At 72.5% G+C, this 13,851-nt stretch carries 13 protein-coding genes; 9 read left to right on the plus strand and 4 right to left on the minus strand.

The window, feature by feature from the left end:
- Positions 1-140 precede the first annotated feature (140 nt).
- From hemL to ACZ3IL_RS18035, 8 genes are all read left to right on the plus strand, one after another.
- Positions 141-1,448, plus strand: a complete 1,308-nt coding sequence (gene hemL, locus ACZ3IL_RS18000) for a glutamate-1-semialdehyde 2,1-aminomutase (RefSeq protein WP_467391387.1) — start codon at positions 141-143, stop codon at positions 1,446-1,448.
- Between the two features lie 152 nt (positions 1,449-1,600).
- Positions 1,601-2,248 carry a histidine phosphatase family protein gene (locus tag ACZ3IL_RS18005; RefSeq protein ID WP_467391649.1) on the plus strand — a complete coding sequence of 216 codons (648 nt, stop codon included), beginning with the start codon at positions 1,601-1,603 and terminating at the stop codon, positions 2,246-2,248.
- 367 nt (positions 2,249-2,615) lie between these two features.
- Positions 2,616-3,935 carry a polysaccharide deacetylase family protein gene (locus ACZ3IL_RS18010; protein ID WP_467391388.1) on the plus strand — a complete coding sequence of 440 codons (1,320 nt, stop codon included), beginning with the start codon at positions 2,616-2,618 and terminating at the stop codon, positions 3,933-3,935.
- 125 nt (positions 3,936-4,060) lie between these two features.
- A complete protein-coding gene (locus ACZ3IL_RS18015; RefSeq protein WP_467391389.1) occupies positions 4,061-4,663 on the plus strand; it encodes a TlpA family protein disulfide reductase in 603 nt (200 codons plus the stop codon).
- A 4-nt stretch (positions 4,664-4,667) separates the two neighbouring features.
- The gene (locus ACZ3IL_RS18020; protein WP_467391390.1) at positions 4,668-5,405 is read left to right on the plus strand and encodes a cytochrome c biogenesis CcdA family protein; all 738 of its coding nucleotides are present in this window, start codon (positions 4,668-4,670) and stop codon (positions 5,403-5,405) included.
- Between the two features lie 5 nt (positions 5,406-5,410).
- A complete protein-coding gene (gene resB / locus ACZ3IL_RS18025; protein ID WP_467391391.1) occupies positions 5,411-7,174 on the plus strand; it encodes a cytochrome c biogenesis protein ResB in 1,764 nt (587 codons plus the stop codon).
- Positions 7,171-8,247, plus strand: coding sequence for a c-type cytochrome biogenesis protein CcsB (gene ccsB, locus ACZ3IL_RS18030; RefSeq protein WP_467391392.1), 1,077 nt, complete (start codon positions 7,171-7,173; stop codon positions 8,245-8,247). The genes resB and ccsB overlap by 4 nt, the downstream gene beginning before the upstream one ends.
- Before the next feature lie 47 nt (positions 8,248-8,294).
- The gene (locus ACZ3IL_RS18035) at positions 8,295-8,825 is read left to right on the plus strand and encodes an SRPBCC domain-containing protein (RefSeq protein ID WP_467391393.1); all 531 of its coding nucleotides are present in this window, start codon (positions 8,295-8,297) and stop codon (positions 8,823-8,825) included.
- Positions 8,826-8,840: 15 nt separating this feature from the next.
- On the opposite strand, the gene ACZ3IL_RS18040 is transcribed toward ACZ3IL_RS18035, so the two are convergent.
- The 3 genes from ACZ3IL_RS18040 to ACZ3IL_RS18050 all read right to left on the minus strand — a co-directional run bounded on the left by ACZ3IL_RS18040 (position 8,841) and on the right by ACZ3IL_RS18050 (position 12,890).
- The gene (locus ACZ3IL_RS18040) at positions 8,841-10,382 is read right to left on the minus strand and encodes an ABC transporter substrate-binding protein (protein WP_467391394.1); all 1,542 of its coding nucleotides are present in this window, start codon (positions 10,380-10,382) and stop codon (positions 8,841-8,843) included.
- Between the two features lie 4 nt (positions 10,383-10,386).
- Positions 10,387-12,456, minus strand: a complete 2,070-nt coding sequence (locus tag ACZ3IL_RS18045; protein ID WP_467391395.1) for a hypothetical protein — start codon at positions 12,454-12,456, stop codon at positions 10,387-10,389.
- A gap of 239 nt (positions 12,457-12,695) precedes the next feature.
- The gene (locus tag ACZ3IL_RS18050) at positions 12,696-12,890 is read right to left on the minus strand and encodes a hypothetical protein (RefSeq protein ID WP_467391396.1); all 195 of its coding nucleotides are present in this window, start codon (positions 12,888-12,890) and stop codon (positions 12,696-12,698) included.
- On the opposite strand from ACZ3IL_RS18050, the gene ACZ3IL_RS18055 reads away from it, so the two are divergent.
- A complete protein-coding gene (locus ACZ3IL_RS18055; RefSeq protein WP_467391397.1) occupies positions 12,871-13,161 on the plus strand; it encodes a hypothetical protein in 291 nt (96 codons plus the stop codon). The two genes, ACZ3IL_RS18050 and ACZ3IL_RS18055, sit on opposite strands and share 20 nt — an antisense overlap.
- 18 nt (positions 13,162-13,179) lie before the next feature.
- Here ACZ3IL_RS18055 and ACZ3IL_RS18060 read toward each other — a convergent pair whose 3' ends face one another.
- Positions 13,180-13,806 (minus strand): flavodoxin family protein, encoded by a 627-nt coding sequence (locus ACZ3IL_RS18060; RefSeq protein WP_467391398.1) that lies wholly within the window; start codon positions 13,804-13,806, stop codon positions 13,180-13,182.
- Positions 13,807-13,851 lie beyond the last annotated feature (45 nt).

Genomic DNA, 13,851 nt, shown 5'->3' on the forward strand with positions numbered 1-13,851 from the left:
GGAATCCGTGAGTCATCCCTATGACGCCCCAGTTTCGCAGACGCGGAGGGCGGGCGCCCCGGCGTAACGCACAGGATGTCCACGCAGTCCCTCCGTTCCCGATGTCGTGACCGACGTCGTTCTCGCAGGTCAGGATCACAGTGCCGTATTCATACGAAGCCCCAGTCTCACAGACGCTTTTCGACCGCGCTTCCCTCGTGACGCCCGGCGGCGTGAACTCACCGGTGCGTGCCTTCCGGGCGGTGGGTGGAACGCCCCGGTTCATGGTGTCCGGTTCCGGTCCGTACCTCACCGACGCGGACGGGCGGGAGTACGTCGACCTGGTCTGCTCGTGGGGACCGATGATCCTCGGCCACGCGCACCCCGAGGTCACCGCGGCCGTGCGGGAGGCCGTGGAGCGCGGCACCTCGTTCGGCACGCCCGGTGAGGGCGAGGTCGCCCTCGCCGAGGAGATCGTCGCGCGGATCGAGCCGGTCGAGCAGGTGCGCCTGGTCTCCTCCGGCACCGAGGCGACGATGTCCGCGATCCGGCTCGCGCGCGGGTTCACCGGCCGCGCGAAGGTCGTCAAGTTCGCGGGCTGCTACCACGGTCACGTGGACGCGCTGCTCGCCGCGGCCGGTTCCGGCGTGGCCACCTTCGGCCTGCCGGACACGCCCGGCGTGACCGGCGCGCAGGCCGGCGACACGATCGTGCTGCCGTACAACGACCTGGAGGCGGTGCGGGCCGCGTTCGCCGCGCACCCGGGCGAGATCGCCTGCGTCATCACCGAGGCCTCGCCGGGCAACATGGGCGTCGTCCCGCCGGCGGAGGGCTTCAACCAGGGACTCGCGGACCTGTGCCGGGAGAACGGCGCGCTGTACGTCTCCGACGAGGTGATGACCGGTTTCCGCACCTCGCGGGCGGGCTGGTACGGCGTCGACGGCGTGCGGCCCGACCTGATGACCTTCGGCAAGGTCATGGGCGGCGGCTTCCCGGCCGCCGCGTTCGGCGGCCGCGCCGACGTCATGGGCCACCTGGCTCCGGCCGGGCCGGTCTACCAGGCGGGCACCCTCTCCGGGAACCCGGTCGCCACCGTCGCCGGCCTCGCGCAGCTGCGGCTGCTCGACGACGCCGCGTACCGGAAGGTGGACGCGGTCTCGCAGGAGATCCAGGGCCTGGTCACCGGCGCGCTCGCCAAGGAGGGCGTGGCGCACCGGCTGCAGACCGCCTCCAACATGTTCTCGGTCTTCTTCACCGCCGACGAGGTGCGGAACTACGACGAGGCGAAGCGGCAGGAGGCCTTCCGCTTCAATGCCTTCTTCCACTCGATGCTGGCCGACGGGGTCTACCTGCCGCCGTCCGCTTTCGAGTCCTGGTTCGTGTCGACCGCGCACGACGAGCGGGCCGTCGAGCGGATCGCCGCCGCGCTGCCGGCCGCCGCCCGCGCCGCCGCGGAGGCCACGGCGTGAGCGACCCGACGAACGAGCGCACCGAGGAGAAGAACGTGAGCGGAACCGGGCGGCCCAGCGGCACCGAGGTCGCGACCGGCTCGGCCACCACCCCCGAGGACCGGGTCCAGGCGCGGGCGAAGAGCGACGACGACATCACCGTCGTCCACCTGATGCGCCACGGCGAGGTGCACAACCCCGACGGCGTCCTCTACGGGCGCCGTGCCGGCTACCACCTCTCCGACCTCGGCCGGCGGATGGCGGACCGGGTCGCGGAGCACCTGGCCGACCGGGACGTCACGTACGTCGTCGCCTCCCCGCTGGAGCGGGCGCAGGAGACGGCGACGCCGATCGCCGTCTCCCACGGCCTGGACCTGGAGAGTGATCCGCGTCTCATCGAGGCGGCGAACGTCTTCGAGGGCAAGACCTTCGGCGTCGGCGACGGGGCGCTGCGCAAGCCGGCGAACTGGAAGCACCTGACCAACCCGTTCCAGCCGTCCTGGGGCGAGCCGTACGTCGAGCAGGTCGTCCGCATGATGGGCGCGCTCGACGCGGCGAAGGACGCGGCCCGGGGGCACGAGGCGGTCTGCGTCAGCCACCAGCTGCCGATCTGGATCGTCCGCAGCTTCGTGGAGAAGCGGCGCCTCTGGCACGACCCGCGGCGGCGGCAGTGCACGCTGGCCTCGCTGACCTCGTTCACGTACCGGGGCGACAGGATCGTCTCGGTGGGGTACAGCGAGCCGGCCCGGGACCTCGTCCCGGCGCACCTGCTCGCGGGCGCGAAGCCGGCCCGGGGGAAGTCGAAGGCCTTCGGCGCCTAGGGAGAGCCCTTCGGCACCCGGGACTCTTCGGCACCCAGGGGGCTTCGGTGCCCAGGGGCTTCGGTGTCCAGAGAAGGCCCTTCGGCGTCCGGGAGAGGCCGGGCGGTCCCGTCCGGCCGCCCCTGGGGGACGGGACCGCTTTCGCCCCGCGCCCCGCACCCCACGGGGCTCTCCCGGCGCTTCCCTCCGGCACTGGACAGCGTCGCGCGAAGAGGCCACAGTTCAGGGCGTTCGGATGATGTCCATGTCATTCGAACGCCCTGAAATTTTTGTGTCAATTACCGGAACCTCCGTGTTCCTCCTCGCATCTCACTGATTGTCGGATTGGATGACGTTTAGGTCATACGTCAGCGCGAATGGGGAAGTCATGCGCGAAATCAGTGGGATCTCTCGAAGGGGGCTGCTCGGGGCGGGTGTGGGTGCCGCGGCGGCCATGGGCATCACGGCGTGCAGCACCTCGAACAAGGACAATGCGGGTCATTCCGGACCCAACAAGCCCGGCAAGGGCGGTGACGCCACGACGGGTCCGGGCACCCCCGCCCCGTCCAAGGACGCCGTCCGGCTCATCGGCGACGGCTCCACCGCCGACACCGGCAAGCAGCCCCACCAGCCCGGCGCCCCCGTCCCGCTCGAACCCGGCCAGACCCCGCCCCAGTTCGTGATCTTCTCCTGGGACGGCGCCGGCGAGGTCGGCAACGGACTCTTCCCCCGCTTCCTCGAACTCGCCAGGAACCACGGCGCGGCGATGACCTTCTTCCTCTCCGGGATCTACCTCCTCCCCGAGTCGAAGAAGAACCTCTACCGCCCGCCGAACAACCGCGTCGGCGCCTCCGACATCGGCTACCTCACCGACGCCCACATCAAGGACACCCTGAAGTACGTCCGGCAGGCCTGGCTCGAGGGCCACGAGATCGGCACCCACTTCAACGGGCACTTCTGCGGCGGCTCCGGCTCCGTCGGGAACTGGACCCCGGCCCAGTGGCAGAGCGAGATCGACCAGGCGATGAAGTTCGTCACCCAGTGGAAGACGAACAGCGGCTGGACCGACCTCGACCCGCTCCCCTTCGACTACTCCAAGGAACTCGTCGGCGGCCGCACCCCCTGCCTCCTCGGCCAGGACAAGCTGCTCCCCACCGCCAAGCGGCTCGGCTGGCGCTACGACGCCAGCTCGCCCGGCGGCCGCCAGACCTGGCCCGAGAAGCGCCGGGGCATCTGGGACCTGCCGCTCCAGGCCGTGCCCTTCCCCGGGCACTCCTTCGAGGTCCTCTCCATGGACTACAACATGCTCGCCAACCAGTCGAAGAACTCCACGAAGGGCATGCCCTCGCGCTACCCGGGCTGGCGCAGGCAGGCGACGGAGGCGTACCTCTCCGGCTTCCGGCGCGCGTACGAGACCAACCGCGCGCCCTTCTACATCGGCAACCACTTCGAGCAGTGGAACGGCGGCATCTACATGGACGCCGTCGAGGAGGCGCTCAAGGGGATGGCCGGGAAGAAGGACGTCCGGCTCGTCTCCTTCCGGCAGTTCGTGGACTGGCTCGACGTCCAGGACCCCGCGATCCTCGCGAAGCTGCGCGGCCTGGGAGTCGGCGAGAAGCCGGCCGGCGGCTGGAACGCCTTCCTCAGGCCCGCCCCGGCGAAGACCGCGGGCACCGGGGGGAACCCGTCGGGCACGCCCGCCGCCTAGGCGGTCCTGGCACGCGCCGCCCGGACGGTCGTGACACACGCCGCTTAGACGGTCTTGACAAGGGGCTTTACGGGCACGTAGGGGGGTGCCCAAGATCCCCCAAACGCTCATGCGAAACTTTTCACATGAGCCTTAGCCGTGCCCCTCGACGCACCCTGCTCGCCGTCGGAGTGCTGACCGCCGCCCTCGCGCTCTCGGCCTGCGGCGGCGACGGCGGCACGACCGGCGGCGGTGGCAACACCAACTTCGTCACCAGCAAGGGCGGCATCTCCACCGCCGCCAGGGGCGAGCGCGCGGCCACCGGGAAGCTCGCGGGCGAGACCCTCGACGGGAAGCGGCTCGACGTCGCCGACCTCAAGGGCAAGGTCGTCGTCCTCAACGCCTGGGGCTCCTGGTGCGGCCCCTGCCGCGCCGAGGCCCCCCACTTCGCGAAGGTCGCCGCCGACCTCAAGGGCAAGGGCGTCGAGTTCGTCGGCCTCAACACCCGCGACTTCAACAAGCAGCAGGCGCTCACCTTCGAGGAGGACTACCGGGTCCCCTACCCGAGCCTCTACGACCCCGACGGCAAGCTGCTCCTCTTCGGCTTCCCCAAGGGCACCCTCAGCCTCCAGGGCATCCCCTCCACCGTCGTCCTCGACAAGGAGGGCAGGATCGCCGCCCGCGCCCTCCTGGCCCTCGACGAGGCGAAGCTCCGCTCGATGATCGACCCGCTCCTCGAGGAGAAGTGAGCCGGTGAACGAGACGGTCACCAGCGGAGCCCTGCTGCTCGCCCTGCCCCTCGCGGTCCTGGGCGGGCTCGTCTCCTTCTTCTCGCCGTGCGTCCTGCCGCTCGTCCCCGGCTACCTCAGCTACGTGACCGGGGTCACCGGCACCGACCTCGCGGACGGCCGGCGCGGCCGGATGACCGCCGGCGCCGCCCTCTTCGTCCTCGGCTTCACCGCCGTGTTCGTCTCCGGCGGCGCCCTCTTCGGCTACTTCGGGTCCACCCTCCAGGAGTACCGGGAGACGCTCACCACGGTCCTCGGCGTGCTCATGATCCTCATGGGCGCGTTCTTCCTCGGCCTGATGCCCTGGTTCACCCAGCGCGAGTTCCGCTTCCACCGGAAGCCCGTCGCCGGCCTGGTCGGCGCCCCGCTCCTGGGCGCCCTCTTCGGCATCGGCTGGACCCCGTGCATCGGCCCGACCCTCGCCTCCGTCAACGCGCTCGCCCTGGAGCAGGCCAGTGCCGGACGCGGCGCGGTGCTCGCCTTCGCGTACTGCCTCGGTCTCGGCGTACCGTTCGTGCTCGCGGCCATCGCCTTCCGCAAGGCGCTCGGCGCGTTCGGCTGGGTCAAGAGGCACTACGCGTGGGTCATGCGGATCGGCGGCGGCATGATGGTCGTCACCGGGGTCCTGCTCCTCACGGGCGTGTGGGACAGCATGGTGGCCACGATGCAGGGCTGGTCCAGCGGTTTCACGGTGGGGATCTGAGTTCCATGAGCAAGGCCGGTACGACCGACATGACCGACACCACGGAGAACGCCGCGGCCGCCGACGAGGCGGCCGGGGCGCAGCTGTCGACCGCTCCCCGGGAGGACCGGCCGGACGCCCCCGCGGGCGGCCCCGTCCTCGGCGTCGTCGGCTGGGTCCGCTGGTTCTGGCGGCAGCTGACCTCCATGCGGGTCGCCCTGATCCTCCTCTTCATGCTCTCCCTGGGCGCCGTCCCCGGCTCCCTCGTCCCGCAGAACAGCGCGGACGAGCTGAAGGTGCAGGCATTCAAGGACGCCCACCAGACCCTCACCCCGCTGTACGAGAAGCTCCAGTTCTTCGACGTCTACAGCTCGGTGTGGTTCTCCGCGATCTACATCCTGCTCTTCGTCTCCCTCATCGGCTGCATCGTGCCGCGCAGCCTGCAGTTCGCCGGCCAGCTCCGCGGCCGGCCGCCGGGCGCCCCCCGCCGCCTCGACCGGCTCCCCGCGTACGCCACCTGGCGCACCGACGCCGAGCCCGAGCGGGTCCGCGAGGCCGCCCTCGCGCTCCTCAGGAGCCGCCGCTTCCGCTCCCACACCGCCGGGGACGCGGTCGCCGCCGAGAAGGGCTACCTGCGCGAGGCCGGCAACCTGGCCTTCCACATCGCCCTGATCGTGATGCTCGTCGCCTTCGCCTGGGGCCAGCTCCTCAAGTCCGAGGGCGGCAAGCTGATCATCGAGGGCGACGGCTTCTCCAACACGCTCACCCAGTACGACGACTTCAAGTCCGGCTCCCTGTTCGGCACCGACGAGCTGGAGCCGTTCAGCTTCAAGCTGGACGCGTTCGACGGCACGTACGAGAAGAGCGGCCCGCAGCGCGGCACCCCGCGCACCTTCGAGGCGGCCGTCACCTACTCGCGGGGCGGCGCGGACCGGAAGGCGGTCATCCGGGTCAACGAGCCGCTGAAGGTCGGCGGCTCCAAGGTCTATCTGATCGCCCACGGCTACGCTCCCGTCGTCACCGTCAGGGACGGGCGCGGCAAGACCGTCTTCCACGGCGCCGTGCCCCTGCTGCCGATCGACAACAACATCACGTCGACCGGCGCGATCAAGGTCATGGACGGCTACCGCGACAAGAACGGCAGGAAGGAGCAGCTGGGCTTCCAGGCCTTCTTCGTGCCGACCTTCGCGGGCGCCGGCAAGGGCACGATGTTCTCGCAGTTCCCGGCGCTCGACTTCCCGGTCATGGCGCTCACCGGCTTCCACGGCGACCTGCGCGTGAACTCGGGCCTCCCGCAGAACGTGTACCAGCTCGACAAGTCCAAGATGAAGCAGTTCACGGACGCGTCCGGCAACAAGCTCGCCCAGCGCATGCTGCCCGGCGAGACCATGACGCTCCCCGACGGCGCCGGCTCGATCACCTTCGAGAAGGACATCAAGGAGTGGGCGAGCTTCCAGATCTCGCAGCAGCCGGGGAACGGCCTCGCCCTCGCGGGCGCGATCGCCGCGATCGCCGGCCTGAGCGGTTCGCTCTTCATCCAGCGGCGCCGGATCTGGGTCCGGGCCGTGCGGGGCGAGGACGGCGTGACCGTCGTCGAGACGGCGGGGCTCGGCCGGAGCGAGTCCGCCAGGCTGCCGGAGGAACTGGGCGACCTCGCGGCCGCGCTCGCGGCGGAGACGCCGCAAGCCGCCCCGGAGGCCGTACCGGAAACCGCGGACGGAACCGCCGCACCCGCCGCACCCGCCGTACCCGCGGAAGACCCCGCCCCTTCTGGAGAGGCTGACAAGTGATCCTCGCCGCCACGACCGACGAGAGCCTGGCGCGGATGAGCGACGTGCTCGTCTACTCGTCGATGGCCGTCTACACGCTGGCCTTCTTCGCCCACATCGCCGAGTGGGTGTTCGGCAGCCGCAGCAAGGTCGGCCGCACCGCCGCCGCGCTCACCGCCAAGGCCCCCGCCCCCGCCGTGACCGTCCGGGCCGAGCAGGCCGGGGGCACCGCCGTCCTCGACAAGCCGAAGGTCGTCACGCGTTCCGCGGCCGGCGCCCGTGACGTGCCGGACGGCCCCGGCGCGGCCGGCGGCACGGTCAAGGGCGACCTGTACGGCCGCGTCGCCGTCTCGCTCACCGCCCTCGCGTTCCTGATCGAGGCGGCGGGCGTGGTCTCCCGGGCGCTCTCCGTGCAGCGGGCCCCCTGGGGCAACATGTACGAGTTCTCCACCACCTTCTCCACGGTGGCGGTCGGCGCGTACCTCGGCTTCCTCCTCGCGAAGAAGGACGTCCGCTGGATCGGCCTCCCCCTGGTCACCACCGTCCTGCTCGACCTGGGCGTGGCCACCACCTGGCTGAAGACCCCGAGCGACCAGCTGGTGCCGGCGCTCGACTCGTACTGGCTGTGGATCCACGTCTCCACCGCGATCTTCTGCGGCGCCGTCTTCTACCTCGGCGCGGTCGCGACCCTGCTGTACCTCTTCCGCGACTCGTACGAGAACAAGCTCGCGACCGGCGGGAACCCCGGTTCCTTCGCCCGCTCGGTCCTGGAGCGGCTGCCCTCCGCGGCCTCGCTCGACAAGTTCTCCTACCGGGTCAACGCGGCGATCTTCCCGCTCTGGACCTTCACGATCATCGCGGGCGCCATCTGGGCCGGTGACGCGTGGGGCCGCTACTGGGGCTGGGACGCCAAGGAGGTCTGGTCCTTCATCACGTGGGTGGGGTACGCCGCGTACCTGCACGCGCGCGCGACGGCCGGCTGGAAGGGGCGGAAGGCCGCGTACATCGCGCTCATCGCCTTCGCCTGTTTCCTCTTCAACTACTACGGCGTGAACATCTTCGTGACCAGCAAGCACTCCTACGCCGGAGTCTGACCGCCTCCGGGCTGGCACCGCCCCCGCCCCGGGGTGACGCTGGAGGGATGAGCGAGATGCCACGGGGCAGGAGCGAGACCCGCGACGACGGCACCCACCTGGTGCGGTACGCCGTCGAGCTGCCCCACCCACCGCCCGCGGTGTGGACGGCCGTCGCCACCCCCGGGGGCCTGGCGGACTGGCTGTGCGCGGCCGACCCGCTGGAGCCCCGGCTCGGCGGCCGGGTCGTCCTCCACCGGCTGACCAGCGGCGACACCGAGGACCCCGGGCGGGTGACCGCCTGGGACCCCGGGTCCGTCGCCGAGTACACGGTCGATCCGACGCACGGCCGCATCCGGTTCCACCTGGAGCCGGGGCCCGGCGGCGGATCGACCGTGCTGCGTCTCACCAACGAGTTCCGGGGACCGCGCGAACACCTCCTGGACCGGCTCGCCGCCTGGCACGACCACCTGGAGTGCCTCGCCCGCGCCCTGGACGGCCACCCCGTCGCGTGGCGGGAGCGGACGTCCGAGCGCTGGCTCCACCTGCGGGACCTGTACGAGCGGGACACGGCCCCCTGGCCGAAGTGGGAGCCGTAGGCCCTCCCCGTGCGGTCAGCCCCGGTTCGGCGGCAGGCACGACGCCTCCGGCGCGTGCCCCTCCGGCCAGGCGATCTGGACGAAGCGCTGGGAGCCGTCCGGGGCCAGCTCCACGATCGGCACCGCCTTGTTGTACGGGTTGCCGTAGTTGTCCAGGCAGATCCAGCCGCTCGCCCCCCGTACCCGCAGCGAGCCCTTCACCTGCGGCCACTGCCGGGTCACGTCCTCCGCCGACGGGTGGCGGGACCCCTGCGGGGTGGCCTGGCGGATCGCGTGGACCGCCGTCGCCATCGCGTCGTAGGCCACGATCGCCTGCCCGTCCGCGAGCGCCACCGGCTGCTTCGGGTCGCGGCCGATGTCCTTCAGGAAGGTCGCGTACGCCTCCGGGGAACCGCCCGTGGCCGGAATCCGGTGCCCCTCCGCGGGCACCCAGGTGTCCGGGTGGGCGAGCGCCGCGTAGCGCACGGTCAGCTTCGCCCTGAGGGCGTTCCGGTCGAGCTTTTTGTCGGCGCCCAGGTACGAGCCCTCGTCCCCGGTCAGGACGGTCAGGGCCCGGTCGGTGCAGCCGCGCGCCCCCAGCGCGTTGATGAACTGGCGCAGCTGGGTGTGGCGGCCCGCGAAGAACACGGTCTCGGGGCGGGCATCGCAGATCAGGTGGGTGATCTGGCGGAAGGTGTTGGCGGTGGTGCCCTCCTCGTTGGGGTCGGGGGGCGAGGTGAAGAGTTCCGGCTGGTGGGGGATGCCCTTGAGGATGGCGGAGAAGGCCGCCTTGAGGGTGTCCGTGTAGTGGTCGCCGGTGCGGGTGTCCTGGACGAGGATCGCCTTCGTGGCGTCCACGCGCCCGAAGTGGGCGAGGGCCCTCGCCTCGTCGCCGTTGGTGGGCGAGACGCGGGCGAGGCCGGGATAGCGCTCGTTGCCGGGGGAGTTGGCGATGTCGTCGGCGGTGATGGTGGTGCCGACGACGGCGATCCCGGCCCCGGTGAGGGCGGTCACCGCCTCCCGCACCTCGGCGGAGGAGGTGGCGACGCCGGAGACGGCCCGCAGCCGGTCGGCGGAGTCCTTCATGGCGACGAGCCGGTCCACGGTGGGGCGCCAGTGGGCGTTGGACTTCCCGGTGTTGGCGAGGACGAGCCGGATCTTGGGAAGCTCGTCGTTGGAGTCGTGGTTGGCGCGGTACTGGTAGGCGTAGGCGCCCCGCAGCTCGTGCAGCACCTTGACGCGCATGCCCGCGTCGGTGGAGGTCAGCGGCAGGAGCAGGGCGACGGTCACGTACTCGTCGGGCTTGAGCGCGGCGTTCTCGCCGCCGATGGCCCCGGCGATGCCGCTCAGTTCGCCGATCCCGAAGTCGTGGCCGTCGCCGTTGACGCCGACGCACTCCTCGCTGCCCACCGGGCGCTCGACGCCCGCCGCGCAGGAACGGTCCTCCGGGGTGGTGAGCCGGGTGACGCCGTATCCGCCGAGGCCGAGGACGACGGCGGCGGTGACGAGGGAGGCGGCGAACTTCTGGCGGGGGGTGCGGACGCGGCGGCGCAGCCGGTCGGAGAGGCGGTCGGGCATGGCGTCAGACTCCGTCCTCGCGGCCCGGCGGCAGCGAGGGCTCCCGCCAGGCGCGGATGTCGCGCGGCCAGTGGGTGGCAGCGTCCCAGAGTGAACCGCTGCCCGACAGGTGGCGGCCGGACAGCCTGCGCAGTTCGTGCGCGAGCCGGTCGGCCACCTCCTCGTCGGGCAGCGCGAGCGGATCGGTGAGCAGCCATACGGCGTGCAGCAGCCGGCGCAGGGAGAGGTGCAGTTCGACGCCGTCGGCGTCGAGCCCGGCCGGCGGGTCGCCGGCCGGGGCCCGGCCGAGGGCGACGGCCCGGCGCGGATCGGGCCCCGTCGCGTTCCGTTCGCGCGGGTACGGGGCGGAGGCGACGAACCGCAGCCGCCCGAGCCAGCCGAGGACGTCCGGCCCGGGGAACGTCTCCCGCAGGTGGGTGACGGCCTCCTCGGTGCGGCCGAGCGCCAGGTCGTGGTGGAGCCGGTACGGACCGGGCTCGGGCCCGTAGTGCCGGCGCAGGGTTTCGTGGACGGCGTGCCAGGCGGCGTAGTGCGGGTGGTCGCCGTCCTCGAAGCGCAGCCGGTGCAGGAGCAGGGCGCGCAGCAGCGGGTCGGCGACGAAGTGGCGCGAGCCCGCCGCCGACGCGGACCAGTCCTCGGCGCGCAGCCGGTCGCGGACGCGCAGGGCCACGTCCCCGTCCAGGGACTCGCCCTGGAGCCGGGTGCGGGCCAGCACCCGGGCGGACTCCTCGTCGTGGGCGGCCGCGAGCACGGCGTACGGGCCGAGCCGGGGCACCGGGAGGAGCTCGGCGAGGAGCGCGGGGGCGACCGGCACCGGCGGGGCGTCCTCGCGCAGCTCCACCGTCAGGTCGAGCAGCCGGCCCGGGGTGAGCCCGGGCCTCAGGTGCGCGGGCGCCTCGCCGGCGGCCCGGCCGAGGAGGGCCACGCCGAGGGGGCGTCCGCCGGTCAGCCGGTGGACCGCGCGGGCGAGGTCGGCGGGGGTGCGGCCCGCCGGTTCGTAGTGGTCGAAGGCGGTGCGGGTCTGGGCCGGGGAGAGGGGCGTCAGCTCGACGGCGAGGATGCCGGAGCCGACGCTCGTCCCGCGCGGGCACGGGGCCCGGTGCGCGGTCTCCGGCAGCCGGGTCCGGGTGGCCTGGCGCAGCCCCTCGTGGTCGCGGACCCGGGAGGTGGCGAGGACGACGATCCGGTCCCGGCGGCCCTCGGCCCGGGCGCGCAGGACCGGTTCGATCAGCTGCCGGCCCAGCGGCTCGTGGGCGTTGTCGAGGAGGAGCAGCGGCCGGCCGACGCGGCTGCCGCGCCGGAGCCCGGTGTAGGCGCGGAGCAGGTCCTCGGTCAGGCAGCCGACCAGGAAGGCCTCGGCCTCCTGGCGGCGCCTGCCGCCCTGCTCGAAGTCGTTGGCGAGCTGCTGGAGCCCGGCCTTCCCGCGCCCGCCCGCGTTGCGGTAGGTGCCGTACCAGCTCTCCGAGGTGCGCTGGAGGCGCCCGAACACCTCCTCCAGGACGGTCTCCACGGTCGCCTCGGCGAGCAGCCCGGCGAGCGGGGCGGTGGCCTCGGCGAAGGTGGCGGCGAGCTTGGCGAGGACCTTGCCGACCCAGTTGGCGGCGGCGCCCCGGGTGGCGTCGACGGTCGCCAGGAGCGGCCCGAGCCGCTGGAGGTCGTGCCGGGCCCGCTCGTCGTCCTCCGGGGACCAGGAGATCGAGGCGACGGCGACCAGGCCGAGCGAGAGCCGGGGGAACCGCACGGGCCGCGCCCCGAGGACCTTGGGGGAGAGCTGCACGGCCAGTTCGGCCAGCGCGCCGATGAGCGGGGTCCAGCCGTGGCCGTGGTCGTCGGGCGGCTCGATGCGGGCGCAGTCGAGCAGGGCGAGCGGCGTGTACCCCTTGTAGCGGTTGCGGACCTCCTTGAGCAGGGCGGTCTTCCCCGTTCCGCGCCCGCCGGTGAAGACCGTCACGGGCGGATCGTCCCCGTGCTCGTACGCCACCCGGGAACCCCCGTGCCGGGTGAGTCCGCTGAGCCGCGCGACCAGACCGCCGTCGTCCAGGACCGCCTCGCGGCCGTACAGTTCCCTGTCCATGCCCCGCCACCCCCGTCACAGTCAACTCAAGGATATAGACGGTGTGTTGGTAAAGCGTTCGGCTTTTCGAGTCTGTTGCGAGTCCGTAGCGGGCCGGTGGCGGGACCTCACCCGTCGCCGGTGTCCTCGCTCCGGAGGCCGGGTCCCCTCCCCGGCCGCCCGGTGGGGGCGGCTCGGTCCGCGTGCTCGCCGCCGGGCCCGGGGCGGGAAACCACGGGGGTGGGCGAGTTGCCGCTGGATCACCGCTGCGCCCTCACCGTCGCGTGCCGGGTCGGTGTGCGGAGCACCGTGGGCGCGACGACGGTGACCTGGAGCGTCGCCACGCTGTCGTCGCCGGAGACGCGCCGGCCGCCGCGGAAGGAGGCGCCGGTCGCCTTCGAGTGCCCGCGGTGCGGGAAGCCGTTCGTGGAGAGCGTGGCCAGGGCCCGGCGCAAGCGTCTGGTCTACGTGACGATCGGCCTGCCGCTGTTGCTCTCGCTGCTCGTCACGCTTCCCATGGCCTTCCACTTCGGGGGCCAGATCCGCGAGGAGGACGACCCCTCGATGAACCCCCTGGTCGTCCTGGTGCCGCTCGTCGCCGTGGGGTTCGTCGCCGGGCTGACCTTCTTCCGGGTCGGCCGCCGCTACGAGGGCGTCAAGAAGTACCGTCCGGTCCTGCCGGACGGGAAGCGGACGGCACTGGTCCGGGGCCACCGCTTCGACTGACCCGCCGGGCCCGCCCGCTCACGCTCCCGCCCCCTCCACCTCGTACGGGAACCGCGCGAGCGGCGCCTCCCCCCGGAAGAAGGACTTCGCGCGGATCAGGGCCTCCGTGTCCGCGCGGACCTGGCCGGGCCGGGAGCCCGTGCCCATGAGGACGCCGCCGAAGCGCATCCGGAGGTAGGCCGCCGAATGGTTCAGGGAGGTGACCAGGCCCTCGGCGACGACGTGTTCGTCGTGGGCCAGGGCCGTCACCCCCCAGAGGGTGCCGCCCTCCATGCGCTCCTTGAAGTCGGAGCCGGGGACGTTCAGCCAGCCCGACCAGTAGTCGAGGTAGCGCTTGGTCTGGGCGGAGAGGCTGTACCAGTACAGGGGCGAGACGATGACGACGTCCGTGGCCGCGACCGTCGCCTCCAGCAGCGTCTTCTCGATCTCGTTCACCGGCGGGTCCGTGACCTCGTGCCGCCCGTCCCGGAAGTCCGGCAGCGGCAGCCCGTTCAGGTCCACCCAGCGCCGCGGGACGCCGGCCGGCAGGTGCGCGGCGGCCTCGCGGGCCAGGATCTCCGAGTTGCCGTCCGGGCGGGAGCTGCCCAGGACGAAGAGGAACGAGCGGTTCGAGAAGCCCGTTTCGGGCGTGGCGCCGAGGTTCATGTCTGCTCTCCGTCCCAGGGGTCACCCGGTGCCAACTCCCCTGCT

Source organism: Streptomyces sp. NPDC014907 (assembly GCF_055562975.1).